The sequence below is a fragment of the Hylemonella sp. GW821-FHT12C09 genome (genome assembly GCF_058807395.1).
The window spans coordinates 383485-410312 of record NZ_JBXAQQ010000001.1; the positions used below are offsets into that span (position 1 = coordinate 383485).

Sequence of the window (26828 nt, forward strand, 5' to 3'; positions counted from 1 at the left end):
TTAAATACAAATACATAGAGAAAAGTCTATGAACGTGACATTCCGCCAATTGCGCCTTTTCCTGGCCCTGGCCGAGACGGGCAGCGTCAGCGCTGCCGCGCGGACCATGCATGTGACCCAGCCGACCGCCTCGATGCAGCTCAAGGAGATCACGGAGTCGGTCGGCCTGCCCCTGTACGAGGTGATTGCCCGCAGGGTCCACCTCACCGAGGCGGGTGTCGCACTGGCGCAGACGGCGCGCACGCTGGCGACCGAGTGGGACAACTACGCCCAGCAGGTGGACGCCATGAAGGGCCTGACGCGCGGCAAGCTGCGCATCGCGGTCGTCAGCACGGCCAAGTATTTCGTGCCGCGTCTGCTGGGCGGCTTCTGCAGCCGCCACCCGGACGTGGAGATCGCCCTGGAGGTGCTCAACCGCGACGGCGTGGTGCAGCGCCTGCGCGAGAACATGGACGACCTGTACATCATGTCCAGGCCGCCGGCGGACCTCGATCTCGACGACCATGTCTTCATGTCCAACCCCCTGGTGATCGTGGCCCCCGTGCGCGACCCCCTGATCGCGCGCCGCCGCATCCGCCTGCAGGATCTGAAGGCGCATCGTTTCCTGCTGCGCGAGCAGGGTTCGGGCACCCGCATGGCGGTCGACGAGCACTTCAAGGCCAAGGGCTTCACACCGCAGGTGCGCCTCGAACTGGGCAGCAATGAGGCCCTCAAGGAGGCCGTGGCCGGCGGTCTGGGGATTTCGGTGCTGTCCCAGCACGCGCTGCACGGCCAGAACCGGGAGCATGGTGTCGCCGTGCTCGATGTCCAGGGCTTTCCGATCAGCTCCAGCTGGCACGTGGTGAATTTGCGTGCCAAACGGCTGTCCCCGATCGCCGCGGCCTTTCTGGACCACCTCCAGCGCAAGGCGCGTGGCTGGCGCGGCATCACGACCGCGCTCTAGCGCTGCGGATCACGCGGGGCGCGTGACGCTCCACCCGCCGACCTCACCGTTTGATCCACATCAAGCGCCGGGCGATTAAACCGCCCGACTAGTTCTTTCGGAGGATGCCCACCGCTCCTGCCGCTACCTATGAAGGATGGCGGGGCAAGCTGCTGATTTCTACAGTCCATCCATCCTCAAAGGAGATGTGACATGGATAGAAACAGACAGGCCCTCTCGGTGCTGATCGTCAGCACGCTGGCCTTCACCGTGTGCTTCATGGTGTGGATGATGTTCGGCGTGATCGGCATTCCGATCAAGAAGGCACTCAACCTCAACGCGACCGAATTCGGCCTGCTCACGGCCACCCCGGTGCTCACCGGCTCGCTGATCCGCGTGCCCCTGGGCATCTGGACCGACCGCTACGGCGGCCGCATCGTCATGACCATCCTGATGGCCTGCACCGTGCCGGCGATCTACCTGATGGCCTATGCCACCGAATACTGGCACTTCCTGACCATCGGCCTTTTCGTCGGCCTGGCCGGCGGCTCCTTCTCGGTGGGCACCCCCTATGTGGCCCGCTGGTTCCCCAAGAACCGCCAGGGTTTCGCCATGGGCGTGTACGGCGCCGGCAACTCGGGCGCGGCCGTCAACAAGTTCATCGCCCCGGCCCTGGTCGTGGCCTTCGGCTGGACCATGGTGCCGCAGGTCTACGCGGCCATCATGCTGGGCACGGTCATCGTGTTCTGGCTGTTCAGCCACAGCGACCCGGCCCACCTGGTGCCCAGCAACACCAAGTTCAGCGACCAGCTCAAGGCCCTGAAGGACCCCAAGGTCATCAAGTACTGCCAGTACTACAGCATCGTGTTCGGCGGCTACGTGGCACTCTCCTTGTGGATGGTGCAGTACTACGTCGGTGAATACGGCCTGGACATCCGCGCCGCCGCCCTGCTGGCGGCCTGCTTCTCCCTGCCGGGTGGTGTGCTGCGCGCCGTGGGCGGCTGGCTGTCCGACAAGTACGGCGCCCACTCCGTGACCTGGTGGGTCATGTGGGTGAGCTGGATCTGCCTGTTCCTGCTGAGCTACCCGCAGTTCGACTTCACCGTCACCACCATCAACGGCCCGCAGACCTTCCACTTCGGCCTCAACGTCTACGCCTTCACCGGCCTGATGTTCATCCTGGGCATCGCCTGGGCCTTCGGCAAGGCCAGCGTGTTCAAGTACATCAGCGACGACTACCCGACCAATATCGGCACCATCAGCGGCATCGTCGGCCTGGCCGGCGGCCTGGGTGGCTTCGTGCTGCCCATCCTGTTCGGCGTGCTGCTCGACCTCACCGGCATCCGCTCCAGCGCCTTCATGCTCATGTACGGCGTGGTCTGGGTCTCGCTGATCTGGATGTACTGGACCGAGGTGCGCCGCGCCCAGGTCATGGGCTCGCAGGCCACCGCTTTCAGCCTCAAGGGCTGACCCTTACTCATTCCAAGGAAACGACATGAACACCACCCCCAAGGAATCGGGCGCCACGATCACCGACTGGCGTCCCGAGGACGAACAGTTCTGGGAGAGCACGGGCAAGAAGATCGCCTACCGCAACCTCTGGATCTCGGTGCCGGCCCTGCTCTGCGGCTTCGCCATCTGGGGCATGTGGGGCATCATCACCGTGCAGATGCTCAACCTGGGTTTTCCCTTCACCCAGGCCGAACTCTTCACGCTGACCGCCATCGCGGGCCTGGCGGGCGCCACCATGCGCATCCCCGCGTCCTTCCTGATCCGGCTGGCCGGCGGGCGCAACACCATCTTCCTGACCACCGCCATGCTGCTGGCCCCGGCCATCGGCACCGGCATCGCACTCCAGCATAAGGACTGGCCGCTGTGGGCCTTCCAGCTCATGGCCCTGTGGTCGGGCGTGGGCGGCGGCAACTTCGCCAGTTCCATGTCCAACATCGGCACCTTCTTCCCCAAGCGCCTGCAGGGCACGGCGCTAGGCCTGAATGCCGGCCTGGGCAATTTCGGTGTGACGACCATGCAGATCGTGATTCCGCTGGTGATGACGGTCAGCATCTTCGGCGCCTTCGGCGGTGAATCGATGACGCTCGTGAAGGACAGCGGCTGGATCTTCGGCAAGATCGCCGCCGGCACGCCCACCTTCATCCAGAACGCCGGCTTCGCCTGGCTACTCTCGCTGGTGCCGCTGTCCATCCTGTGCTGGTTCGGCATGAACAACCTGAAGACGGTCACGCCGGGCGTGGACAACAGCCTGGGCAGCACCATCAGCGCCTTCATCAAGATCGTCTGGCTCTACACCCTGTCCTTCCTGCCGGCCGGTGTGGGCCTCTACCTCTACCTGCCCGCGCCCACCGGCCTGGGCGTACTGAACATGTGGCTGGCCATGCCGCTGATCATCGTCAGCACCCTGCTGGTGATGAAGCTCACGGCCTTCGGCACCATGAAGGAAAACATCGACAAGCAGTTCGCCATCTTCAAGGACAAGCACACCTGGTCCATGACGGCGCTGTACATCGTGACCTTCGGCAGCTTTATCGGCTTCTCCATGGCGCTTCCGCTGTCCATCACGGTGATCTTCGGCAGCACGCACATCTTCGACGCGGCCACCAACGCCTGGGTCCATGCCAAGAACCCCAACGCCCCCAGCGCGCTGACCTACGCCTGGATCGGCCCCTTCGTCGGCGCCGCAGTGCGGCCCATCGGCGGCTGGGTCTCGGACAAGGTCGGCGGCTCCATCGTCACGCAGATCATCTCGGCCGTGATGGTGGTGGCCTCGGGTGCGGTGGGTTACGTGATGCTGCAGGCCTACCAGTCGGCCACACCCGAGCAGTACTTCACGGCTTTCATCGGCCTGTTCATCGTGCTGTTCTTTGCCACCGGCATCGGCAACGGCTCGACCTTCCGCACCATCGCCGTGATCTTCGACCGCAGCCAGGCCGGCCCGGTGCTGGGCTGGACTTCGGCCATCGCCGCCTACGGCGCCTTCGTGGCCCCGGTGGTGATCGGCGCCCAGATCAAGGCGGGCACACCGCAGTACGCCATGTACGGCTTCGCGGTCTTCTACGCCCTGTGCCTGGTGCTGAACTGGTGGTTCTACCTGCGCACGAACGCCTACGTGAAGAACCCCTGAGCAACCATGAATCTTTCTGCTGCGCGAACCGATCTGCGGCCTGTGCTGCTCGCCGTACGGGTGTACGGCTGCGCGGCTCGGCCGCACCTCGGCCCGCTCGCGACGAAATCTTCACGGCTGCTCGCACCACGTACCTAACACCTTATCCCTCAGCTCCACGGAGACCCCCATGAGCCATTTTCTCGACCGACTGAGCTACTTCTCGCAACCGAAAGAGCCCTTCTCCAAGGACCACGGCGTCACCACCGGTGAAGACCGCACCTGGGAAGACGCCTACCGCGACCGCTGGGCCCACGACAAGATCGTGCGATCCACCCACGGCGTGAACTGCACGGGCTCCTGCTCGTGGAAGATCTACGTCAAGGGTGGCATCGTCACCTGGGAAACCCAGCAGACCGACTACCCCCGCACCCGCTGGGACATGCCCAACCACGAACCGCGCGGCTGCGCGCGTGGCGCCAGCTACAGCTGGTACCTGTATTCCGCCAACCGCGTGAAGTACCCCATGGTGCGCGGGCGCCTGCTCAAGCTCTGGCGCGAGGCCCGGCTGGTCCATGCGCCGGTGGAGGCCTGGGCCTCCATCGCCGACAGCAACGCCAAACGCAAGGAATACCAGAGCGTGCGTGGCCTGGGCGGTTTCGTGCGCTCCAGCTGGGATGAAGTCAACGAGATGATCGCCGCGGCGAACATCTACACCGTCAAGAAACACGGCCCGGACCGCGTGATCGGCTTCTCGCCCATCCCGGCCATGTCCATGGTGTCCTATGCCGCCGGCTCGCGCTACCTCTCGCTGATGGGCGGCGTGTGCATGAGCTTCTACGACTGGTACTGCGACCTCCCCCCCGCCAGCCCGCAGGTCTGGGGCGAGCAGACCGACGTGCCCGAGTCGGCCGACTGGTACAACTCCACCTACATCATCGCCTGGGGCTCCAACGTGCCGCAGACGCGCACCCCCGACGCCCACTTCTTCACCGAGGTGCGCTACAAGGGCGCCAAGACCGTGGCGGTCACACCCGATTACGCCGAGATCTCCAAGCTGGCCGACATCTGGATGCACCCCAAGCAGGGCACCGATGCGGCCATGGCCATGGCCATGGGCCACGTCATCATGAAGGAGTTCTACTTCGACAAGCCGTCGGCGTATTTCGACGACTACGCGCGCCGTTACACCGACCTGCCCATGCTGGTCATGCTGAAAGAGCAGAAGGCCCCGAACGGCGAAACCATCCTGGTGCCCGACCGCTACGTGCGCGCCAGCGACTTCAACGGCAAGCTGGGCCAGGCCAACAACCCCGAGTGGAAGACCGTGGCCATCAACGAAGACGGCAAGGTGGTCTGTCCCAAGGGCGCCATCGGCTTCCGCTGGGGCCCGGACGGCCGCGCCGACGCCGGCCAGTGGAACCTGGAGGCCAAGGAAGCGCGCCACGGCAACGACGTGAAGCTCAAGCTCTCCGCGCTCGAAGGCGGCGCCAAGACCGAAACCGCGAAGATCGGCTTCCCCTACTTCGGCGGCATCGAAAGCGAGCACTTCCCCAACAACACCACGGGTGCCGCGGCCAGCAACGTGCTGGTGCGCACCGTGCCGGTGACCCGCATCTCGCTGGGCAAGGAAGGCGACAAGCGCGAAGCCCTGGTGGCCACCGTGTTCGACCTGCAGGCGGCCAACTACGGCATCGCGCGCGGCCTGCCGGGTGAGCTCGCTGCGAAGAACTTCGACGAGGACACCCCCTACACCCCGGCCTGGCAGGAAAAGATCACCGGCGTGCCGCGCCAGCAGCTCATCACCGTGGCACGCCAGTTTGCCGACAACGCCGACAAGACCAAGGGCAAGTCCATGGTCATCATCGGCGCGGCCATGAACCACTGGTACCACAGCGACATGAACTACCGCGGCATCATCAACATGCTGATGATGTGCGGCTGCATCGGCCAGAGCGGCGGCGGCTGGGCGCACTACGTGGGCCAGGAAAAACTGCGTCCGCAGACCGGCTGGACCGCGCTGGCCTTTGCGCTGGACTGGATCCGCCCGCCGCGCCAGATGAACAGCACCAGCTTCTTCTACGCCCACACCGACCAGTGGCGCTACGAGAAGCTGACCATGGGCGAAGTGCTTTCGCCGCTGGCCGACAAGAAGGTCTTCGGCGGCAGCATGATCGACTACAACGTGCGCGCCGAGCGCATGGGCTGGCTGCCCAGCGCCCCGCAGCTGCAGACCAACCCCATGCAGATCGTGAAGGACGCCACCGCCGCCGGCATGGACCCCAAGGACTACACGGTCAAGGGCCTGAAGGACGGCACGCTCAAGATGAGCTGCGAGGACCCGGACCACCCGGCCAACTGGCCGCGCAATATGTTCGTCTGGCGCTCCAACATCCTGGGCTCCAGCGGCAAGGGACACGAGTACTTCCTCAAGCACCTGCTGGGCACCAGCCACGGCGTGCAGGGCAAGGACCTCGGACATGACGAAGCCAAACCCGAGGAAGTGGTCTGGCATGACCAGGCCCCCGAAGGCAAGCTGGACCTGCTGGTCACGCTGGACTTCCGCATGAGCACGACCTGCCTGTACTCGGACATCGTGCTGCCCACGGCTACCTGGTACGAGAAGAACGACCTCAACACCAGCGACATGCACCCCTTCATCCACCCGCTGTCGACCGCGGTGGACCCGGCCTGGCAGAGCAAGAGCGACTGGGACATCTACAAGGGTTTCGCCAAGAAGTTCAGCGAACTCTGCGTGGGCCACCTGGGGGTGGAGCGCGAGATGGTGCTCACCCCGCTGATGCACGACAGCCCGTCCGAACTGGCCCAGCCCTTCGACGTCAAGGAATGGAAGAAGGGCGAGTGCGAGCTCATCCCCGGCAAGACCGCGCCCAACATGGCCGTGGTCGAGCGCGACTACCCCAACCTCTACAAGCGCTTCACGGCCTTAGGGCCGCTGATGAACAAGGTGGGCAACGGCGGCAAGGGCATCGCCTGGAACACCCAGATCGAGGTCAAGCAGCTCGGAGAACTCAACGGCGTGGTGCGTGCCGAAGGCGCGACCTGCGGCATGCCGAAGATCGAGACCGACATCGACGCCTGCGAAGTGGTGCTGCAGCTGGCCCCGGAAACCAACGGCCACGTCGCCGTCAAGGCCTGGGAAGCGTTGTCCAAGCAGACCGGCCGCGACCACAAGCACCTGGCCCTGTACCGCGAAGACGAGAAGATCCGTTTCCGCGACATCCAGGCCCAGCCGCGCAAGATCATCTCCAGCCCGACCTGGAGCGGCATCGAGAGCGAGACCGTGTCCTACAACGCCGGCTACACCAACGTGCACGAACTCATACCGTGGCGCACCCTCACTGGCCGCCAGCAGTTCTACCTGGACCACCCCTGGATGACCGCCTTCGGGGAAAACCTGTCCAGCTACAAGCCGCCCGTGGACCTGAAGACCACGGCCGGCATCCACGGCATCAAACCCAACGGCAACACCGAGATCCTGCTGAACTTCATCACGCCGCACCAGAAGTGGGGTATCCACTCCACCTACACGGACAACCTGATGATGCTCACGCTGAATCGCGGCGGCCCGGTGATCTGGCTCAGCGAGGACGACGCCAGGAGCGCCGGCATCGTGGACAACGACTGGGTCGAGCTGTTCAACATCAACGGCGCCATTGCGGCGCGCGCGGTGGTGAGCCAGCGGGTGAACAACGGCATGGTCATGATGTACCACGCGCAGGAGAAGATCATCAACACCCCCGGCTCGGAGATCACCGGCGCACGCGGCGGCATCCACAACTCGGTGACCCGCATCGTGTTGAAGCCCACGCACATGATCGGCGGCTACGCGCAGTTCAGCTACGGCTTCAACTACTACGGGACCATCGGCACCAACCGCGACGAGTTCGTCGTGGTGCGCAAGATGAACAAGGTGGACTGGCTGGACACGCCGGCCGCGACCACCAACGCCAACGTGCACGCATAAGGAGCAAGACCATGAAAATCCGCGCTCAAATCGGCATGGTGCTCAACCTGGACAAGTGCATCGGTTGCCACACCTGTTCGGTCACCTGCAAGAACGTCTGGACCAGTCGCAAAGGCATGGAATACGCCTGGTTCAACAACGTCGAGACCAAACCCGGCATCGGCTACCCCAAGGAATGGGAGAACCAGGACAAATGGAACGGCGGCTGGGTCCGTAAATCGAACGGCAGCATCGAACCGCGCCAGGGGGCGAAGTGGAAGCTCTTGATGAAGATCTTCGCCAACCCCAACCTGCCGCAGATCGACGACTACTACGAGCCCTTCACCTTCGACTACGAGCACCTGCAGTCGGCGCCCGAGATGAAGGCCACACCCACGGCACGTCCGCGCAGCCTGATCACCGGCCAGCGCATGGAGAAGATCGAATGGGGTCCGAACTGGGAAGAAATCCTGGGCGGTGAATTCAGCAAGCGCTCGAAGGACAGGAACTTCGACGACGTGCAGAAGGACATCTACGGCCAGTTCGAGAACACCTTCATGATGTACCTGCCGCGGCTGTGCGAACACTGCCTGAACCCGGCCTGCGTCGCCTCGTGCCCCTCGGGCTCGATCTACAAGCGCGAGGAAGACGGCATCGTGCTGATCGACCAGGACAAGTGCCGCGGCTGGCGCATGTGCGTGAGCGGCTGCCCCTACAAGAAGATCTACTACAACTGGGAATCGGGCAAGGCCGAGAAGTGCATCTTCTGCTACCCGCGCATCGAGGCCGGCCAACCCACCGTCTGCTCCGAGACCTGCGTGGGCCGCATCCGCTACCTCGGCGTGCTGCTGTATGACGCCGACCGCATCCAGGAAGCGGCCAGCGTGGAACACGACCGCGACCTCTACGAAGCCCAGCTCAACATCTTCCTCGACCCCAACGACCCGAAGGTGATAGCGCAGGCCAGCGCCGACGGCATCCCCGATGCCTGGATGGACGCCGCGCGCAGGAGCCCGGTCTACAAGATGGCCGTGGAGTGGAAGGTGGCCCTGCCGCTGCACCCGGAGTACCGCACCCTGCCCATGGTCTGGTACGTGCCGCCGCTCTCGCCCATCACGGCGGCGGCCAACGCCGGCGACATCGGCATCAACGGCGAGATCCCGGACGTCAAGCAGCTGCGCATCCCGGTCAAGTACCTGGCCAACCTGCTGACCGCCGGCGACACCATGCCGGTGGAGCGCGCCCTGGAACGCATGCTGGCCATGCGCGCCTACCAGCGCGAGAAGCACGTCGAAGGCCGCATCAACACCAGCGCGCTGGACCAGGTGCAGATGACCCAGGCCGAGGTGGAAGACATGTACCACGTGATGGCGATCGCCAACTACGAGGACCGCTTCGTCATCCCGAGTTCACACCGCGAGTACGCGGAGAACACCTTCGACATGCGCGGCGGCTGTGGTTTCTCGTTTGGCAACGGTTGCTCCGACGGCGCCAGCGAAACCAGCCTCTTCGGCAGCGGCAAACGCCGCACCATCCCCATCAAGGCAGGAGTCTAGACATGGCACACCCCCAAGCTGCGCGCACTGCGTGTCGCTCCGCTACCCCCCTTGCAGGGGGCAACGCCATTGGCCCGGCCAAGCCGGTTCCACGGCGTTTCCCGGTTGGCGCCTCTGGTGCATCCCTGTTTCTTCTTTCGGCGAAGGAGTAATTCCATGCCCAATCAATCTTCTCTGACCCTGCGCGTTCTGGCCCGCCTGCTAGGCTACCCCGACGCCGAACTGCGCGGCCACCTGGGCGACCTGAGCGCCGCACTGCACAGCGAACAGGCCCTGGGCGCCACCCGCCTGGGCGAGCTGGACGCGCTGCTCAGGTCCATGCGTACGCGTGACCCCATCGACATGGAAGCCGACTACGTGCAACTGTTCGACCGCGGCCGCGCCACCTCGCTGCACCTGTTCGAGCACGTGCACGGCGACAGCCGCGACCGCGGCCCGGCCATGATCGACCTGGCCCAGACCTACGAAAAGGCGGGCCTGTACCTGGCCGAGGGCGAGCTGCCCGACTACCTGCCGGCGGTGCTGGAGTTCGTCTCCACCCAGCCGGCCAAGGAGGCCAAGGCCTTCCTGGGCGAGATCGCCCACATCCTCAACGCCATCTTCAGCGCCCTGGTCAAGCGCGAGAGTCCCTACGCCAGCGTGCTGGGCGCCCTGCTGGAGATCGCCGGCGAACGGGCCCAGGCCGTGAAGGTGGTGGAGGACGAGCCGCTGGACCAGGCCTGGGAAGAGCCCATGGCCTTCGACGGCTGTTCGACCCAGGGCCAGGCCAAACCCGGCCAGCCCCAGCCCATCCGCATCGTCAGGAATGTTGCGCAGCCCACTGCGCCAGGAGCATGACCATGAACTACCTCAACCAGTTCGTCTTCGGGATCTATCCCTACATCTGTCTCACGGTCTTCCTGCTGGGCAGCCTGATCCGCTTCGACCGCGACCAGTACACCTGGAAAAGCGATTCCTCGCAGCTGCTCAAGGCCGGCCAGCTGCGCTGGGGCAGCAACCTGTTCCACGTCGGTGTGCTGTTCCTGTTCTTCGGTCACACCGTGGGCATGCTGACGCCGCACTTCCTCTACGAGCCCTTCATGACGGCCGGCGCCAAGCAGCTGCTGGCCATGGTCTCGGGCGGCCTGTTCGGCCTGCTGGGTTTCATCGGCGTCACGCTGCTGCTGCATCGCCGCCTGTTCGAGCCGCGCATCCGCGCCACCAGCAAGGCCAGCGATATCCTGCTGCTGCTCCTGCTGTGGCTGCAGTTCGCCCTGGGCCTGGCCACCATCCCGCTCTCGGCCCAGCATCTGGACGGCGGCATGATGATGATGCTGGCCGAATGGGCCCAGCGCATCGTGACCTTCCGCAGTGGCGCGCCCGAGCTGCTGCTCGAAGCCAGCTGGGTCTTCAAGGCGCACATGTTCCTAGGCATGAGCATCTTCCTGATCTTCCCCTTCACGCGCCTGGTGCATGTCTGGAGCGGTTTTGCCTCGGTGAGCTACCTGGTGCGGCCCTACCAGGTCGTGCGCAGCCGCCGGCTCAACCTGCCCGCCGGCCACAACCTGCCGCGCCAGCCCGGCGCCCGCGTCTGAGGAAAACACCATGAAGACCCCCTGCTCCTCCAGTTGCGGCTGCGCCAGTGCCGAAGCGGAAAACGCCGTGGTCACCCCCGTCGCCATCGCGCGTGTCAACGGCGTCGCCCTGCACCTTGCCGATGAAAAGATCAGCGACGACGAATTGCGCCAGCGCGCCTGCACTGAACTGCTGCGCCAGGCCGCGCAAGGCGTCGGCCTGCTGGCCGCGGCCGACAGCGCGGCCGACGGCGTGCCCAGCGAAGCGGCGGTCGACGCCATCGAGCGACTGCTCGAACAAAGCCTGCAGATTCCCGAGCCCTCGGACGAAGCCTGCCGTCGCCACCACGCGGCGCACGCCGCGCGTTACCGCATCGGCGAGCGCGCGCATGTGCGCCACATCCTGTTTGCCGTGACACCGGGCGTCGATGTCGTGGCGCTGCGCAAGCGCGCCGAAGGCGCCCTGCTCGATGTGCGCAGCCACGACGGCACGGGCGACCCCTTCGTCGAAGCCGCCCGCAAGCTGTCCAACTGCCCCAGCGGCGCCGAAGGCGGCGAACTGGGCTGGCTCACGGCGCAGGACTGCGCGCCCGAATTCGCGCGCGAGATCTTCGGCCAACCCGAAGTGGGCGTGCTGCCGCGTCTGGTGCACAGCCGCTTCGGCCTGCACGTGGTGGACGTGCGCCAGCGCGAAGCTGGTGCCGACCAGCCTTTCGAATCCGTGCACGGCGCTGTGGCCATGACACTGCGCCAGCAGACCTACGTGACCGCGCTGCGCCAGTACCTGGCCCTGCTGGCCGGACAGGCCGAGCTGGAGGGCGTGGAACTGGACGCCGCCGACACCCCACTGGTCCAATGACATGGCACACCCCCAGGCTGCGCGCACTGCGTGTTGCTCCGCCACCCCCCTTGCAGGGGGCAACGCCAGCAGCCCGGCAAAGCCGGTTCCGCGGCGTTCCCGGTCCGGACCACCTCAAGCGACGCATCTTGGGGCAAACCGGCCGAACTAACCCGGACGAGTTCATTTATGCCCGATGAACTGCTGAAGCGTCTGCGGCGATTTCACGACCAGACCTTCCCCGGCATCCAGGACCAGTTCCAGGATCTGGTGGAGCGCGGCCAGCACCCCACCATCCTCTTCATCGGCTGCTCCGACTCTCGGCTGGTGCCCTACCTGCTCACCGGCACGGGACCGGGTGACCTCTTCATCGTGCGCAATGTGGCGGCCTTCGTGCCGCCCCACGACGGCATGCTCAACCTCCCCTCGGGCGACATGTCCCCCGAGGGCGTCTACCTGGCTGCCGCGCGGCGCTGGACGGGTTACCACGGCACGGCCGCAGCCATCGAGTTCGCCGTGCTCAGCCTCAAGGTCTCGCGCATCGTCGTCTGCGGCCACAGCCACTGCGGTGGCATCCGCGCGCTCTACGAGGGCGTGCCGAAGGAAGCCATCAACCTGGCCGCCTGGCTGGACCTCGGGCGCGAGGCCGTGCTGCCCGTTCAGATGTCGCCCGAAGCGCTGCGCCGTACCGAACAGCGCGCCGTGATCCTGCAGCTGGAGCGCCTGATGGGCTACCCCATGGTGCGCGAGCGCGTGGAAGCCGGCCAGCTGGCCCTGCACGGCTGGCACTACGTGATCGAAGACGGCGAAGTGCATGTATTCGACGTGAAGACCGGCCAGTTCGTGCCGGCCTCCAGTGCCACGCACAGCGGCACCGGCCCCTACGCGGACACGGACGACAACATCGCCAGCCCCCTGTTCAATGAAATCGACGGCAGTTACGCCAAGGCCCGATCCAGCTGAGTCTTCCGGAGAACCACCATGTCCATCGTCCACATGAAAATCGGCACCCGGCTGAGCCTGGGCTTCGGCCTGCTCATCGTGATGCTGCTCGCTGTCATCCTGCTCGCCCTGCTGCGCTTCAGCCAGATCGGCGAGGTCAACCGCCGCATCATCGAGAAAGACTGGGTCAAGGCCGAGGCCGCCAACGTGATCAACGCCACCACCCGGGCCAATGCGCGCCGCACCATGGAGCTGATCATCGTGGGCGACGTGTCACAGCTGGCCCGGATCAAGGAGCGCATCGCCGAGAACAAGAAGACCATCGACGTGGCGCTGGCGACGCTGGACCAGCTCATCTACCTGCCCGAAGGCAAGGCGCTGCTGGCCCGCCTGAAGGAAACGCGCGGCCAGTACGTCGCCTCGTTTGGCAAGGTGGCCCGGCTCATGGAAGAAGGCAACCGGGAGGAAGCCACGCGTGTGATGAACACCGAGACCCTGCCCCTGCTCGACGCCCTGCAGGCGCCGATCGACCAGCTGACCGAACTGCAGAAGAAGATCGTCGTGGCCAGCAGTGACGAAGTGCGGCGCGGCATCGACTCGGCCCAGGCCCTCATGGCGGCAACGGGCCTGCTGGGCCTGTTGCTGGGCGTGCTGTGCGCCTGGTGGATCACGCGCTCCATCACACGCCCCCTCGGTGAGGCCGTGCAGGTGGCCCGCACGGTGGCCAGCGGCAACCTGGGCAGCCATATCCGCGTCGAGAGCCGCGACGAGACCGGCCAGCTGCTGCAGGCCCTGCAGGAGATGAACGACAGCCTGGCGCGCATCGTGCAGGAGGTGCGCCAGGGCTCGGAAAGCATGTCCACCGCCACCAGCCAGATCGCCGCCGGCAACCTGGACCTGTCCTCGCGCACCGAGGAGCAGGCCAGTGCGCTGGAGCAGACCGCGGCGTCCATGGAGCAGCTCTCCGCCACCATCAAGAACAACTACGAAAGCGGCCGCCACGCCAACGAGCTGGCCGAATCGGCCGCGCAGGTGGCCGTCAAGGGCGGCGACGTGGTGGGCAAGGTGGTGCACACCATGGAAGCCATCAACACCTCCTCGCGCAAGATCTCCGACATCATCGGCCTGATCGACGGCATCGCCTTTCAGACCAACATCCTGGCGCTCAACGCCGCGGTGGAAGCGGCGCGCGCTGGTGAGCAGGGCCGCGGTTTCGCCGTGGTCGCCAGCGAGGTGCGCAGCCTGGCCGGGCGCAGCGCCACGGCGGCCAAGGAAATCAAGCTGCTCATCGAGGAATCGGTGGGCAACGTCAGCGAGGGCTGCAAGCTGGTCGAACAGGCCGGCAGCACCATGGACGAGATCGTGGTGCACGTGCGCCGCGTGGCCGACCTGATGGGCGAGATCCGCACGGCCAGCCGCGAGCAGTCCACCGGTGTCGAACAGATCAACCAGGCCATTGGCCAGATGGACCAGGTCACGCAGCAGAACGCCGCACTGGTGGAGGAAGCCGCCGCCGCCGCGCAGTCCCTGGAGCACCAGGCCCAGGGGCTGGTGCAGGTGGTCAGCGTGTTCCGGCTGGACCCGAGCCAGCGGCCGGGCCCGGCGCGTCTGTCGGCCCCCGCGCCCCTGGCCCTGGCGGCCTGAGGAGACAGCGTCATGGCTTACTTTGCATGGGCCCAGGACATGGTCATCGACGACGGCCCGATCGATGACGACCACAAGCATCTCGTGCGCCTGGTCAACGAGCTGCACGATGCCACCACCGAAGGCCGCGGCCGCGAAGTGGTGGGCCGGATCCTGGACGAACTGATCCGCTACACGGACGATCACCTGCGCAAGGAAGAAGGCCTCATGGCCGAAGCCGGCTTCCCCAACCTGGAGCGCCACAAGATCGGCCACCAGGCCTTCATCGACCAGCTGGGCAGGCTGCAGCGCCGCTACCAGGAAGGCAGCATCGCGGTGGCCGCGCAGCTCTCCACCGTGCTGCGCGACTGGCTGTCGATCCACATCCGCCGCAACGATCGCGAACTGCTGGAATTCATGCGCCGGCAGCCCCGCGCGCCGACCTCTCCGCGCGGTTGAGACCTGCCCCCCGGGTGGGGTGGACCGGGCGCGCGGGCTGATGCCACAATGGGCACCACGCTGTTCCATGGCATCGACCACCGCCACCGGCTCCCGCGCCGCGGCGGTGCAAGGAGACACCCCGCATGCGCATCGCTGACTGGAAAATCCGGACCCGCCTGACGCTGGCCCTGGGCCTGCCCCTGCTGCTACTGGCGGGCCTCACCGGGCTGGCCCTGCAGCAGCTGCAGCAGGTCGGCATTGCCAGCGAACGCATGAGCGCCGGCGACCGCGCCCAGACCGAGGCCGCCTTGCAGATCACGGCCAGCACCGGACAGCTCTCGCGCCTGACCCAGCAGCAGATCACCGCCCCCATCGCTGCGCCTACCGGCCAGATCCGCGAGCAGCAGACGGCTGCCAACCGGCAGATCGACCAGGCCCTGGCCACGCTGGAACGCCTGGGCGCGCGCAGCGACGCCCAGGTGCTGACCGATCTCAAGCGCCACCGCGCCGCCCATGCGGAATCGGCCGAGCGTGTGGTCAAGCTGGTCGAGGAAAACCTGCGGCCCGAGGCCTCGCTGCTGTTCATCGGCGAGACCCTGCCCGCGCTCAACGCGCTGCAGGAGTCCATCCAGACCCTGACCGCCCTGCAGCGCAAGAGCGTGGAGCGCGGCAGCATCGCCGCCGCGCGCGCGCTGCTGCTCTACTGCGGCGGCGCCGCCGTGCTGCTCGCCACGCTCTGGGGCCTGTGGCTGCTGCTGCCGCTCGCGCGCGGCCTGCGCGAGAACCTGCGCGCGGCGCAGCAGCTGGCTGCCGGTGAGCTCGACACCCCGATCGAAGCGCGCACGCACGACGAAAGCGGCCAGGTCCAGGCGGCCCTGGTGCGCATCCAGCAAGGCGTGCAACAGCTGATCGCGCAGGTGCACCAGGACGCCGAGGCATTGGCCAGCAGCACCCGTGCCTTGGCCGCCCCCGAACCGGCCGAAGACCGGCGCGGCCCGCAAGCGGCACGCGTGGAACAGGCCCAGAGCAGCATGCAGGCCCTCGCCGGCACCCTGAAACACAGCCATGACAGCGGACGCCAGGCCCAGGCTCTGGCGGCCGAAGCGGCCCAGGTGGCCGAGCGCGGCGGCGCCGTGGTCGGCAAGGTGGTGGACACCATGCAGGACATCCGCAAGTCGTCCGCCCGCATCGCCGACATCATCGGCGTGATCGACGGCATCGCCTTCCAGACCAACATCCTCGCGCTCAATGCCGCGGTGGAGGCGGCGCGTGCCGGCGAACAGGGCCGCGGTTTTGCCGTGGTGGCCAGCGAGGTGCGCTCATTGGCCGGGCGCAGCGCCGCTGCGGCCAAGGAGATCAAGCAGCTCATCGATGCCTCGGTCGGCAGCGTAGCCGAAGGCGGCAAGCTGGTCGAGCAGGCCGGCCGCACCATGCAGGAGGTGGTGGGCCAGGTGCGCCAGGTGGCCGAGACCATGGCGCAGATCACACGCGACGGCCAGGCGCAGGACCAGGGTTTCAGCCAGCTGCAGGACGCCATCGCCCAGCTGGAACAGATGGTCAGCCACAATGCCGCCGTGCTGGACCGCTCGGCCACCTCGGCCCAGGCCCTGGCGCAGCAGGCCCGCCAACTGGCCGGCAACGTGGGCGGCTACCGCCTGGGCGGCGCGCCGCTGCGCCTGCGCTGATTTCTTGACACAGCGCAAGACACGGCGCGGGCATCGTCACTAAGCTGGCGGCTGGTCTTTTTCCCGGCCGCGGTGGCGGCCTGCCCGTCATGAACGCTCCCCTCCCCCTGCCCCACATTCCCGCCGAAAGTGCCCTCTGGCTGGCACGCAGCGGCCTGCGTCCGCTGAACCTGGGCGGGCGCACCCTGCTGCCGCTGGTGCAGGGCGGCATGGGCATCGGTGTTTCGGCGCACGGCCTGGCCGGCAGCGTCGCTGCGCTCGGCGGCGTGGGCACACTCTCGTCCGTGGACCTGCGCCGCCACCACCCGGACCTGATGGCCGCCACCGGCCACCTGGAAGCCGGCGAGGACGCCAGGATCGCCATCGACGCCGCCAACCTGGTCGCCCTGCGCCGCGAGATCCAGGCCGCACGCGAACTCTCGCAAGGCCGCGGCCTGCTGGCCATCAACGTGATGCGCGCCGTGAGCGAATACGCACATTCCGTCACCACCGCCCTGGAAGCCGGCATCGATGCCGTGGTCGTGGGCGCCGGCCTGCCGCTGGACCTGCCCGACCTGGCCCAGGACCACCCCAAGGCCGCACTCATCCCCATCCTGTCCGACGCGCGCGGTGTGCAGCTCATCGTGAAGAAGTGGGAGCGCAAGAAGCGCCTGCCCGACGCCATCGTCATCGAACACCCGCGTCTGGCCGGCGGCCACCTGGGCGCGGCCAAGATCGCCGACCTCAACGACCCGCGCTTCGACTTCGAGAACGTGATTCCGCAGTCGCTCTCCTTCCTGCGCAGCGCCGGCATCGAGCAGGAGATCCCGCTGATCGCCGCCGGCGGCATCCGCACGCATGCCGACATCGCGCGTCTGCAAGCCCTGGGCGCCGCGGGTGTGCAGTTGGGCACGCCCTTTGCCGTCACCAGCGAGGGCGACGCGCACCCCGAGTTCAAGCGCATCCTCGCCGAGGCGAAAGAAGACGAAATGCTGGAGTTCACCAGCGTGGCCGGCCTGCCCGCACGCGCGGTGGCCACCCCCTGGCTGCGCGCCTACCTGAAGATCGAGCACAAGCTGCAGGCCGTGGTGCACCACAAGAACCGCTGCACCAAGAGCTTCGACTGCCTGGCCCAGTGCGGCCTGCGCGACGGCCTGCCCGGCTGGGGCCAGTTCTGCATCGACAACCAGCTCGCCGCCGCGCTGCGCGGCGATGTCAAGAAAGGCCTGTTCTTCCGCGGCGTGGGCGCCCTGCCCTTCGGCGCGCAGATCCGCAGCGTACGCGACCTGATGGAACGCCTGCTGACGCGCCAGGAGGCGCTGGCCGCAGCCTGAGGTATCAGGCGCGCAGGAACAGCAACGCCGCCGCCACGCCCGCGCCCAGCAACATGAAAGCGCCGGCCAGCCAGGCCAGGCGCCGGCGCAGGGCTTCCACGCCTTGCACCAGCTGGGCGTTCTGGTCGGCCAGGTCGTTGATGAGTTCGGTGGCCGCCAGCATCTGCGCCTGCAGCTCGGACACCGCGGTTTCGGTGGCCAGCAGTTCCGCCCGCAGCTTCGCGATCGCGTGGGCCTCGGCCTGCAGCTGGCCCTGCACCTGGTCGTCCACGGGCGGCGGCGGCGGCGGCCGGCCCGAGACCTTGTCCCAGAGACCCTTCGCCCCTTCAGCCACCTTGGGGGCGTTGCGGATCACCTCGCCCCAGGGAACCAGTCGCAGCACGGAAAGCCAGCCTGTTGCCATCACTACACCTCGTGTCCGGAATCGGCTCAGCCGCCACTCGCCTTGGGGTACAGCACCATCTGCGTGCAGCGGAACAGCGCCAGCGTCTTGCCGCTCTCGCGGTGTGTCACGGTGGCGTCCCAGACCTGGGTGGTGCGGCCCAGGTGCACGGCCTTGGCCACGCTCAGCACGACCCCGTCGCGCACCGTGCCCAGGTGGTTGGACTTGAGCTCGATGGTGGTGAAGCCGTTGGCCCCCTCGGGCAGGCTGGCCAGGCAGCCGCAGCCCGCGCTGGTGTCGGCCAGCGTCACCAGGCTGCCGGCGTGCAGGAAACCGTTGGGCGCCATCAGCTCGTGCCGCACCCGCATCTCGGCGTGCACCTCGCCCGGCTCCACACGGATGATGACGATGCCCAGGTGGCCGGGCAGCATGGCCGCGGCACGCTGGTTGAACTCGTGGGGATTCATGAAGACTCCTGTAGACGTGGATGGGGCGAACCCGCCCTCAGTGTGACTTGCCGTCGTAGTGCTGCACCGGCACGCTGGCCAGGTCGAAGCCTTCCAGGCAGCGCAGGTTGACGGCCGCCATCGCACGGCCCTGCGGGTCCGTGCCAGGGTGCATGCCAACTTGCGCAAACCTCATGGCTCGCAGGTCGGCGCGGCATGGGTCGCCAGGTAGTTCGCCTGCAATGCCGCAGCCCGCTCCCGCTCTTCGGGCGACAGCGGCTCGTAGCCCCGCCCGTAAGGCCAGCCGTAGGCCCAGCGATAGCGGGTGTAGAAATACGGCCCGCCGCCCGTGCGCACCCCGGCGTACATCAATTCGGCCAGGGCGGTGTTGCCCGTCGCCTGCTGCACGCAGGCCCGCAGCGCCTGGTCAGCCTCCAGCCGCTCCTCGGCCGTGCCGCCGCGCCAGTAGACCAGGTCGTGCGCCACGCAGCAGCGGCACCAGTCGGCGCCCGAAAGCTGCGAACGGTCGGGAAACAGGCTGCAGCCGTCGGTGCTGAAAGGGCTCAGCCCGGCAGGCGCCTGTGCCGAGGCACAGGCCCCGAGCAGCAGCGTCAGCATCAGGGCCAGGGGGCTGCGCAGGCTCACCCGGGGATCTCCGCCTCGACCAGCTGGGTCAACAGGGTCAGCGATTCCTGCCAGCCCAGGTAACAGGCCTCGGCGGGAATGACGGCCGGAATGCCCTCCTGCACCACGTTGAGCTCGGTGCCGCAGAACACGGCCTTGAACGTGACCGTCACGCGCATCTCCCCGGGCAGGTTGGGGTCGTCGAAGACATCGGTGTGCACCAGGCGCTCGCCCGGCACCAGCTCCAGGTAGGTGCCGCCGAAGGCGTGGCTCTGCCCGTTGCTGAAATTGGTGAAGGACATGCGGTAGCTGCCGCCCACCTTGGCGTCCAGGTGGTGCACCTTGCAGGTGAAGCCGTGCGGCGGCAGCCACTTGACCATGGCATCGGGGTCAATGAACGCGCGGTAGACCCGCTCGGGCGGGGCGCGCAGCACACGGTGCAGGCGGACGGTGTTGGTACTCATATGTCGTTCCCTTCGTCAAAATCCGAGGAAGTCCCTCAGACTGTACGACGAACGGGCCGGGCCGGTTTCGACAGGCTCAGCGCACGCCCCTGAGCGTCAGCCCGTCCACCGAACGCGTGATGGGGCAGTTGGCCACGATGTCGGTGATCTGCAACGCCAGCTCGCCACGCTCCTGGGCGGCCAGCACCTCTTCTTCGGAACGCAGCTCGCGCACGGCGGCGGGCTGGAGCCAGCGCACCATGACGATGCGCCACAACGGGCTGTAGCTGCGGTCGGCGTTGCCCGCACCCGTGGGTAGGGGTGCCGACTGGAAGACGCTGATCTGCTCCTGGCCCGGGAACTTGTAGACCCGCTCCACCAGGGACGGGCGGCCCGGCGCCGGGATGGCCTGGGCCAGGCGCGGCACGAAATTCGCACCCGCCTCCCGCGCCATGCCGGCGTCCGAGATGTCGGTGGTCACGTACTCCACCCGCCGGCCGTCGACCCAGGCGCGGTTCAGGAGCAGCGTGGTTTGCGTGGAGCCCACCCCGGGCGCGGGTCCGGCGCAGGCAGCAAGCAGCAGACCGGCGGCAAGCAAAACAGGGAGCAGCTGGCGTGTCATGGCATGTTCCAGTTGGTTGACCTGGGAAACAGGTCTCAGATCCATCGGCGCACACGGCGCTTGTACTGTTCAAACGCGTCGCCGAATTTCGACGCCAGGATGCGCTCCTCGGGAACGATCTGGAAGCGGGTGATGTAGGCCACGTACACGGCCGGCCCGGCGAAGGCCTGCCAGGAGCCCAGCTGGCCGGCATAGGCCACCAGCAGCAGCAGCAGGCTGAGGTACATGGGATTGCGCGTGAAGCGATAGATGCCGTGCGTGACCAGCACCGATGCGCGATCGGGCTGGAGCGGATTGATCGTGGTGCGGGCCTTCCAGAACCCGGCAAAGGCCGCCAGCGCCACGACCGCACTCAGGTTCATGCTGAGATCGATGGTGGCCAGGCGCAGCACATCGATGGCATCTGGCAGGGCCTGCGCGCGGGGCAGCAGCCACATGCCCGCGGCAATGGCGATGGCAACAAAAGGGGCGGGGATTCTGGTTTCAAGAAACCGCATGATCATTCAAAGTGCAAAACCGCAGGGCCGGGCATCCATGAGGCGGAGCTCCAGCAACACATCCAGAGCACTGTTTATATCAGCTGGCAGCGTGTCCGGCTCTTATGCCGCCGCTTGTATTGATTGGCGCAACGGTGACGCAGATTCCATGTCGGCACGGGACTTCCATGATCCCACCTCAGATGCCGGATAGTCGACTGCAGGCGCTTTACCCCAAGACCACCAATCGATCAGCCTCGTGCTGTTGAGGGGGAGTCCATATACGACAAGTTAGGTCTCGTGTTCTTAGCGTTTGGTCGCATACCGTTCCACCATTGAATTGATGGTAGCGATGTTTTCGCGCGCACTTTGCGCAAGCTCCCGATTGAACTGCCGATGTTCCTCACTCTCGGTCACAGCCGTTTCAAAGGCTTCGGCCTTCATCAATGAAGGATGAGTTTTGCGGTAGTCGGCCAAACGTGTCGCGTACTTCTCGTATTCAGGGTAAATATCGTAGCCCCAGAGCGGACCGATGTAGCTACGCAAAGGATGGCGAAATACCTCGTTCCCCCAGATCAGCCCTGTGTCCACGTCGAATTCAAGCGCAGTAGTGACGTTGGCCGTGTTTCCCGCCTTTAGCGCCTTCAGTTGCGCGGTTGCGATAGAGCCCCGCGGGAGGAAGTCCGCAGCCACTCCAAGCTGAAAGGCTTCGCGAAAACCAAACCAAAACCCGATTGCAGCCGATAGCGCGCAACTGAGTGCGACTGAAAGGGTGAGAACTCCGCGCTTCATCGAGAGACCTAACGTAATGTAGGCCGTCGCCTAATCTGGCGAGGCCAGGATATCCGACGGAATAACACCTGAGGGGCTCGGCCATGGCCGTCGCAGCCAGATCCCCGCAAGGCCTTGCCATGCGGGGCTTGCGCTTTCATACTGTTTATGTGTACAGTATTCATGTCAGCCATGAAACCCGACCTCCCTATTCCGCAGTCGCCGCGCTTGCTGGATCAGTTGCGCGAGGTGCTGCGTTACAAACACTATAGCTTGCGCACCGAGCAAGCCTACCTGTATTGGGTGCATTTTTTATCAGGCGCTCAGCGCCTTGCTGTTCCTTTACCGCGAGGTGCTGCACATCAACCTGCCCAGGCTCGATGATCTGCAGCGGCCAACACGCCCAGAACGCATTCCCTCTGTGCTCACCCAGGCTGAGGTCGCTGCCCTGCTGGGTGCAATGGACGGCACCGTTCCCTTGCTCGCCAAACTTCTTTATGGCACGGGCATGCGGCTTGCGGAAGGTTTGAGTCTGCGCGTCAAGGACGTTGATTTCGATCGCCATGTGCTGCTCGTGCGTGACGGCAAAGGCGGGAAAGACCGGGTCGTGATGCTGCCGCGCAGCCTGGGCATGCCGCTCAAGGCGCAGTTGGCGGCCGCGCGCGGTCTATGGGAGCATGACCGTGATCGGGGTGTGCCCGGGGTCTATGTGCCGGATGCCTTGGCCGTGAAGTCTCCCGACCTGGGGCGGCGTTGGGCATGGTTCTGGCTGTTTCCGGCGCCAGCCTTGTCGGTGGACCCGCGCTCCCGTATCGAACGCCGACACCATCTGTATGAGGAACGCCTGCAACGTGCCATCAAATTGGCCTGCGCCGCGGCCGGTATCCACAAACCCGTTTCTGTGCATACCCTGCGCCACAGCTTTGCCACGCACCTGCTGCAGGCGGGCACCGACATCCGCACGGTGCAGGAGCGAGGGCCTGTCAGAACTGATTTCTCAAGTGCGAACGTATTGGAGACCGCGCCAATCTAGGCGTGCGACGACACCCAGACTGCACGTCTGGGCTAGGAGCACAACAACGAGTGGCGCGGTTTCCAATACGTTACCTGCGGGTTGCGGCCAGAAAGGCCATGCGGGGTGTTGCGAAGCCTTGCCGGAGGAAGACTCCGGCTGCGACTCCGCGCCTACCGCATGACCTTTCTGATCCGCAACGCACCTTGAGAAATCAGCTCTGACAGGCCCCGGGGCACAGCGACGTGAGCACCACCATGATCTACACCCATGTGCTCAAGGTGGCAGCAGGCGGCACGGCCAGCCCGCTCGATGCGCTGGGTCACATGGCCGTTTGAATACCCATGCGCCGCCGTACCTCAGCCCAGCTGCACCGCCTCGCCCCGCGCATTGAAGGGGATGTAGTTGCCGATGGCCCCGCGCTTGATGTCTTCCACCATGCGCTGCAGCGGCGCCTCGGCGTCCTGGCCGTCGTTCATGGCAGCCACGAAGACCAGCTTCCAGGCCTGGCCAAACTGTTGCGCTTCACCGGCCAGGGCCGCGAACGAGGCAATTTCCTCGGGCGTCTTGTCCACGCACATCTGCGGCACCAGTGCCCCGCCTTGACCTGCCTCAAAACGGGCGGCCTGCTCTGGGGTGCTGCCCTCGGGCAGTTCGGCGGCGGCAAAAACGAAGAGCAGGCGCTGCGGCTCGCGTTGCTGGCGCGCGGTGGCCAGCAGGTCATCAAAGTTAGTGATGTTCTTCATAACTCCCTCCATGCGCGTTCGAGTCCAAAACGGGATGATTTGACCACCAACACCATGCAGCGTGTGCCGGCAGCACACGCAAGGGGTTTGGTGGGCAAAGGGCCCGTTTTGGTTCGAACCCGAAGGGGCGTGGTTTTGCGGGCGATCCGCGGCGTTGCAAAACCAGGCAAGCCGTCCAGGCTTGCCTTGGGTTTTGCGCCTTGCGGCTCATCCCGCAAAATCCACGCCGCGCACGGTGCGAGTTATGAAGAGCATCACTAATAGTCATGGCTTGATTTTCCTCAAGACGGTGCCACACTGGCAAGTGTCTTCCCCTCGAAACAACGCCCGAAGGGGATGGCGCCTGGGTTTGATTTGCCGCAAACCCTCCAAGCGGCACTTCCCTAGCATCCCGTTCAGTACAACGTGGAGTCATGCATGAGCGACACAACGCACCCGACACCGGCCCTCCAGGCCCTGGCCCCGCAGAGCATCAGCGAGGAGGTGCTGCTGGAGAAATACGCCAAGGGCGATGAACAGAGCATCCTGCAGGTGAACCAGCGCGTGGCGCGCGCCCTGGCCGCCCAGGAAGCGCCCGACCAGCGCACGCACTGGGAAGGCCGTTTCCTGCACGCGCTGCAGCAGGGTTTCCTGCCGGCCGGGCGCATCCAGTCGGCGGCGGGTACCGATCTGACCGCGACGTTGATCAACTGCTTCGTGCAGCCAGTGGGCGACTCCATCGCGCACGACGACGAGGGCCACCCCGGCATCTACGTGGCGCTGATGGAAGCGGCCGAGACCATGCGCCGCGGCGGCGGCGTGGGCTACGACTTCTCGCGCATCCGCCCGCGCGGCGCCTGGGTGGGCAGCACGCAGAGCAGCGCCTCGGGCCCGGTGAGCTATATGCACGTGTACGACCGCTCCTGCGAGACGGTGGAATCAGCCGGCAGCCGGCGCGGCGCGCAGATGGGTGTGCTGCGCTGCGACCACCCGGACATCGAGGAGTTCATCCACGCCAAGGACTCCGGTGACCTGCGCAACTTCAACATCTCGGTCGGCGTGACGGACGCCTTCATGCAGGCCGTGGTGGCCGATGGCGAGATCGAGCTGGTGCACCACGCCGAGGCCGGCGCGGCCCAGAAGGCCGAGGGCGCCTACCTGAGCAAGGACACGGGCCTGTGGGTCTACCGCAAGCTGCGCGCGCGCGACCTGTGGGAACAAGTGATGCGCTCCACCTACGACCACGCCGAACCCGGTGTGCTGTTCCTGGACACGATCAACCGCGACAACAACCTGTCCTACTGCGAGAGCATCGCCAGCACGAACCCCTGCGCTGAACAACCTTTACCGCCCTATGGCTGCTGCTGCCTGGGCTCCATCGACCTCACGCGCTTCGTGCGCGAACCGTTCGAGGAAAAAACCCACTTCGACTTCGCCGGTTTTGCCGAGCTGTGCCGCACCGCGGTGCGCATGCTCGACAACGTGCTGGACGCCACCGTCTGGCCGCTGCCGCAGCAGGAACAGGAGATGCGCAGCAAGCGCCGTGTGGGCCTGGGCTACACCGGCCTGGGTGATGCGCTGGTGATGCTGAATCTGCGCTACGACACGGCGGAAGCACGTGAGATGGCGCGCAAGATTTCGGAAGCGCTGCGCGACGCCTCCTACGAGGCTTCTTGCGAGCTGGCGCGCGAACGCGGTGCCTTCCCGCTCTTCAACGCCGACATGTACCTCAGCAGCCCGCGCTTCGCCTCGCGCCTGCCCGCGGCGCTCAAGGACAGGATCCGTGCGCACGGCCTGCGCAATTCGCACCTGCTGTCGATCGCGCCCACGGGCACCATCAGCCTGGCTTTTGCCGACAACGCGAGCAATGGCATCGAGCCGGCCTTCAGCTGGCACTACACGCGCAAGAAGCGCATGCCCGACGGCAGCTTCAAGGAATACGCGGTGGAAGACCACGCGTGGCGCCTGTACCGTCACCTCAAGGGCGCGGCCGCGCCACTGACCCCTGCTTTTGTCACCGCGCTGGAGATGAGCGCGCAGGCGCACGCGAGCATGGTGGCGGCGGTGGCGCCCTATATCGACACGGCCATCTCCAAGACGGTCAACGTGCCGGCCGATTACCCCTACGCCGACTTCCAGGACTTGTACCTGCAGGCCTGGCAAGCCGGCCTCAAGGGCCTGGCGACCTACCGGCCCAACAGCGTGCTGGGCTCGGTGCTCAGCGTCACACCCACGCCCGCCGCACCGCTGCAACTGGACGACGCCAACCAGCGCCTGGCGCTGGAGCGCCTGCCCGCGCCGGTGCTGTCCTCGCTGCGCTGGCCGGGCCGGCCCGAGCTGCCCGGCGGCAACCTGGCCTGGAGCTTCATGGTGCACCACCCCTACGGCGAGTTCGCGCTCTTCGTGGGTGAACTGCCGGGCGAGGAAGGCGGGCCGCCCCAGCCCTTCGAGGTCTGGGTCAACGGTGCCGAGCAACCGCGCGGCCTGGGTGCGCTGGCCAAGACCCTGTCCATGGACCTGCGCTCCAACGACCCGGCTTGGCTCAGGCTCAAGCTCGATGCGCTGGCCACGGTGGCCGAGGAGCGCTCCTTCGAGATGCCCTTCCCGCCGCACGGCGAACGCCGCCTCTTCCCCGGCGTGGTGGCCGCCACGGCCGCGGTGGTGCGCTGGCGCTGCGAACAACTCGGCGTGTGGCGCGAACGCGTGCAGGCACCGGCCACGCCGGTGCTGGACGCCATGTTCAGCCGCGAGGAGCCGCTGACCGGCCCCTCGGGCACGCTGGCCTGGGCGGTGGACATCGACAACCCGGCCACGGGCGAAGTCTTCACGCTCACGCTCAAGGAAGTCACCCTGCCCGCGCCCGAAGGCGGCAGCGTCACGCGGCCTTGCGCGGTGGGCTTCTCGGGCAACTACCCGCGTGCGCTCGACGGGCTGGCGCGCATTCTCTCGCTGGACATGCGCGTGGTGGACCCGGCCTGGATCGGCATGAAGCTGCGCAAGCTGCTCAACTACGCCGAGCCCCTGGGCCAGTTCATGGCCTTCGTGCCGGGCCTGCCGCACGGCGAGCGCCGCCAGCAGACCTGGCCCTCCACCGTGGCCTATATGGCGCGCCTCATCATCCACCGCTACGCCATGCTGGGCGTGCTGGACGAGCAGGGTTTCCCGCTGCGCGAGATGGGCGTGCTGGAGAGCCCGGGCGAACACGCCGAAGGCGAGGAGCCCGCCGCCATGGCCGGGCGCCCCTGCCCCGAATGCGGCAACCCCACGGTGATCAAGAAGGACGGTTGCGACTTCTGCACCGCCTGCGGCTACGTGGGGCAGTGCGGCTGAGGCGCCGCCGCCAGACCTGCTGACCGGCAGCAGGCCCCC

General features: G+C 66.4%; 23 protein-coding genes and 1 pseudogene. 15 read left to right on the forward strand and 9 right to left on the reverse strand.

Features of this window, described 5'->3' with window-relative positions:
- The first annotated feature begins 28 nt into the window (after window positions 1-28).
- From AC1RRP_RS01945 to AC1RRP_RS02005, 13 genes are all read left to right on the forward strand, one after another.
- Window positions 29-943, forward strand: coding sequence for a LysR family transcriptional regulator (locus tag AC1RRP_RS01945; RefSeq protein WP_493032707.1), 915 nt, complete (start codon window positions 29-31; stop codon window positions 941-943).
- 192 nt (window positions 944-1135) lie between these two features.
- On the forward strand, window positions 1136-2392 hold the full coding sequence (locus AC1RRP_RS01950) for an MFS transporter (RefSeq protein WP_493032709.1): 1257 nt from the start codon (window positions 1136-1138) through the stop codon (window positions 2390-2392).
- Window positions 2393-2417: 25 nt separating this feature from the next.
- Window positions 2418-4061, forward strand: a complete 1644-nt coding sequence (locus tag AC1RRP_RS01955; RefSeq protein WP_493032711.1) for an MFS transporter — start codon at window positions 2418-2420, stop codon at window positions 4059-4061.
- A 169-nt stretch (window positions 4062-4230) separates the two neighbouring features.
- A complete protein-coding gene (locus AC1RRP_RS01960; protein ID WP_493032713.1) occupies window positions 4231-8028 on the forward strand; it encodes a nitrate reductase subunit alpha in 3798 nt (1265 codons plus the stop codon).
- Between the two features lie 11 nt (window positions 8029-8039).
- Window positions 8040-9563: a nitrate reductase subunit beta gene (gene narH / locus AC1RRP_RS01965; RefSeq protein ID WP_493032715.1), complete on the forward strand. Its 1524-nt coding sequence runs from the start codon at window positions 8040-8042 to the stop codon at window positions 9561-9563.
- A gap of 156 nt (window positions 9564-9719) precedes the next feature.
- Entirely contained in the window at window positions 9720-10400 is a 681-nt protein-coding gene (narJ, locus tag AC1RRP_RS01970; RefSeq protein ID WP_493032717.1) for a nitrate reductase molybdenum cofactor assembly chaperone, read from the forward strand.
- A 2-nt stretch (window positions 10401-10402) separates the two neighbouring features.
- Complete coding sequence (narI, locus tag AC1RRP_RS01975) at window positions 10403-11137, forward strand: respiratory nitrate reductase subunit gamma (RefSeq protein ID WP_493032719.1); 735 nt, start codon at window positions 10403-10405, stop codon at window positions 11135-11137.
- A 10-nt stretch (window positions 11138-11147) separates the two neighbouring features.
- The gene (locus AC1RRP_RS01980) at window positions 11148-11975 is read left to right on the forward strand and encodes a peptidylprolyl isomerase (protein WP_493032720.1); all 828 of its coding nucleotides are present in this window, start codon (window positions 11148-11150) and stop codon (window positions 11973-11975) included.
- Window positions 11976-12143: 168 nt separating this feature from the next.
- Entirely contained in the window at window positions 12144-12917 is a 774-nt protein-coding gene (locus tag AC1RRP_RS01985) for a carbonic anhydrase (RefSeq protein WP_493032722.1), read from the forward strand.
- Window positions 12918-12935: 18 nt separating this feature from the next.
- Entirely contained in the window at window positions 12936-14540 is a 1605-nt protein-coding gene (locus AC1RRP_RS01990; RefSeq protein WP_493032724.1) for a methyl-accepting chemotaxis protein, read from the forward strand.
- A 12-nt stretch (window positions 14541-14552) separates the two neighbouring features.
- Window positions 14553-14978 (forward strand): bacteriohemerythrin, encoded by a 426-nt coding sequence (locus AC1RRP_RS01995; RefSeq protein ID WP_493032726.1) that lies wholly within the window; start codon window positions 14553-14555, stop codon window positions 14976-14978.
- Between the two features lie 125 nt (window positions 14979-15103).
- A complete protein-coding gene (locus AC1RRP_RS02000; RefSeq protein WP_493032728.1) occupies window positions 15104-16645 on the forward strand; it encodes a methyl-accepting chemotaxis protein in 1542 nt (513 codons plus the stop codon).
- 89 nt (window positions 16646-16734) lie between these two features.
- Entirely contained in the window at window positions 16735-17958 is a 1224-nt protein-coding gene (locus tag AC1RRP_RS02005; protein WP_493032730.1) for an NAD(P)H-dependent flavin oxidoreductase, read from the forward strand.
- 4 nt (window positions 17959-17962) lie between these two features.
- On the opposite strand, the gene AC1RRP_RS02010 is transcribed toward AC1RRP_RS02005, so the two are convergent.
- From AC1RRP_RS02010 to AC1RRP_RS02045, 8 genes and pseudogenes are all read right to left on the reverse strand, one after another.
- Entirely contained in the window at window positions 17963-18361 is a 399-nt protein-coding gene (locus AC1RRP_RS02010) for a hypothetical protein (protein WP_493032732.1), read from the reverse strand.
- A gap of 26 nt (window positions 18362-18387) precedes the next feature.
- Window positions 18388-18807 carry a PaaI family thioesterase gene (locus AC1RRP_RS02015; protein WP_493032734.1) on the reverse strand — a complete coding sequence of 140 codons (420 nt, stop codon included), beginning with the start codon at window positions 18805-18807 and terminating at the stop codon, window positions 18388-18390.
- Window positions 18808-18844: 37 nt separating this feature from the next.
- Window positions 18845-18964 (reverse strand): annotated as a pseudogene (locus AC1RRP_RS02020) (GFA family protein); the annotation flags it as partial.
- Window positions 18965-18978: 14 nt separating this feature from the next.
- Window positions 18979-19431, reverse strand: a complete 453-nt coding sequence (locus tag AC1RRP_RS02025; RefSeq protein ID WP_493032736.1) for a hypothetical protein — start codon at window positions 19429-19431, stop codon at window positions 18979-18981.
- Window positions 19428-19874, reverse strand: coding sequence for an SRPBCC family protein (locus AC1RRP_RS02030; protein WP_493032738.1), 447 nt, complete (start codon window positions 19872-19874; stop codon window positions 19428-19430). The genes AC1RRP_RS02025 and AC1RRP_RS02030 overlap by 4 nt, the downstream gene beginning before the upstream one ends.
- Before the next feature lie 76 nt (window positions 19875-19950).
- Window positions 19951-20475, reverse strand: coding sequence for a DUF7482 domain-containing protein (locus AC1RRP_RS02035; RefSeq protein WP_493032740.1), 525 nt, complete (start codon window positions 20473-20475; stop codon window positions 19951-19953).
- Between the two features lie 35 nt (window positions 20476-20510).
- Window positions 20511-20972 (reverse strand): methyltransferase family protein, encoded by a 462-nt coding sequence (locus AC1RRP_RS02040; protein WP_493032741.1) that lies wholly within the window; start codon window positions 20970-20972, stop codon window positions 20511-20513.
- A 285-nt stretch (window positions 20973-21257) separates the two neighbouring features.
- Complete coding sequence (locus AC1RRP_RS02045; RefSeq protein WP_493032743.1) at window positions 21258-21743, reverse strand: hypothetical protein; 486 nt, start codon at window positions 21741-21743, stop codon at window positions 21258-21260.
- A 310-nt stretch (window positions 21744-22053) separates the two neighbouring features.
- Here AC1RRP_RS02045 and AC1RRP_RS02050 point away from each other — a divergent pair, with 310 nt between their 5' ends.
- A complete protein-coding gene (locus tag AC1RRP_RS02050) occupies window positions 22054-22755 on the forward strand; it encodes an integron integrase (RefSeq protein ID WP_493032745.1) in 702 nt (233 codons plus the stop codon).
- 338 nt (window positions 22756-23093) lie between these two features.
- On the opposite strand, the gene AC1RRP_RS02055 is transcribed toward AC1RRP_RS02050, so the two are convergent.
- Window positions 23094-23480 (reverse strand): ribonucleotide reductase subunit alpha, encoded by a 387-nt coding sequence (locus AC1RRP_RS02055; protein ID WP_493032747.1) that lies wholly within the window; start codon window positions 23478-23480, stop codon window positions 23094-23096.
- A 417-nt stretch (window positions 23481-23897) separates the two neighbouring features.
- Here AC1RRP_RS02055 and AC1RRP_RS02060 point away from each other — a divergent pair, with 417 nt between their 5' ends.
- Window positions 23898-26789: an adenosylcobalamin-dependent ribonucleoside-diphosphate reductase gene (locus AC1RRP_RS02060; RefSeq protein WP_493032749.1), complete on the forward strand. Its 2892-nt coding sequence runs from the start codon at window positions 23898-23900 to the stop codon at window positions 26787-26789.
- The last annotated feature ends 39 nt before the right edge of the window (window positions 26790-26828 follow it).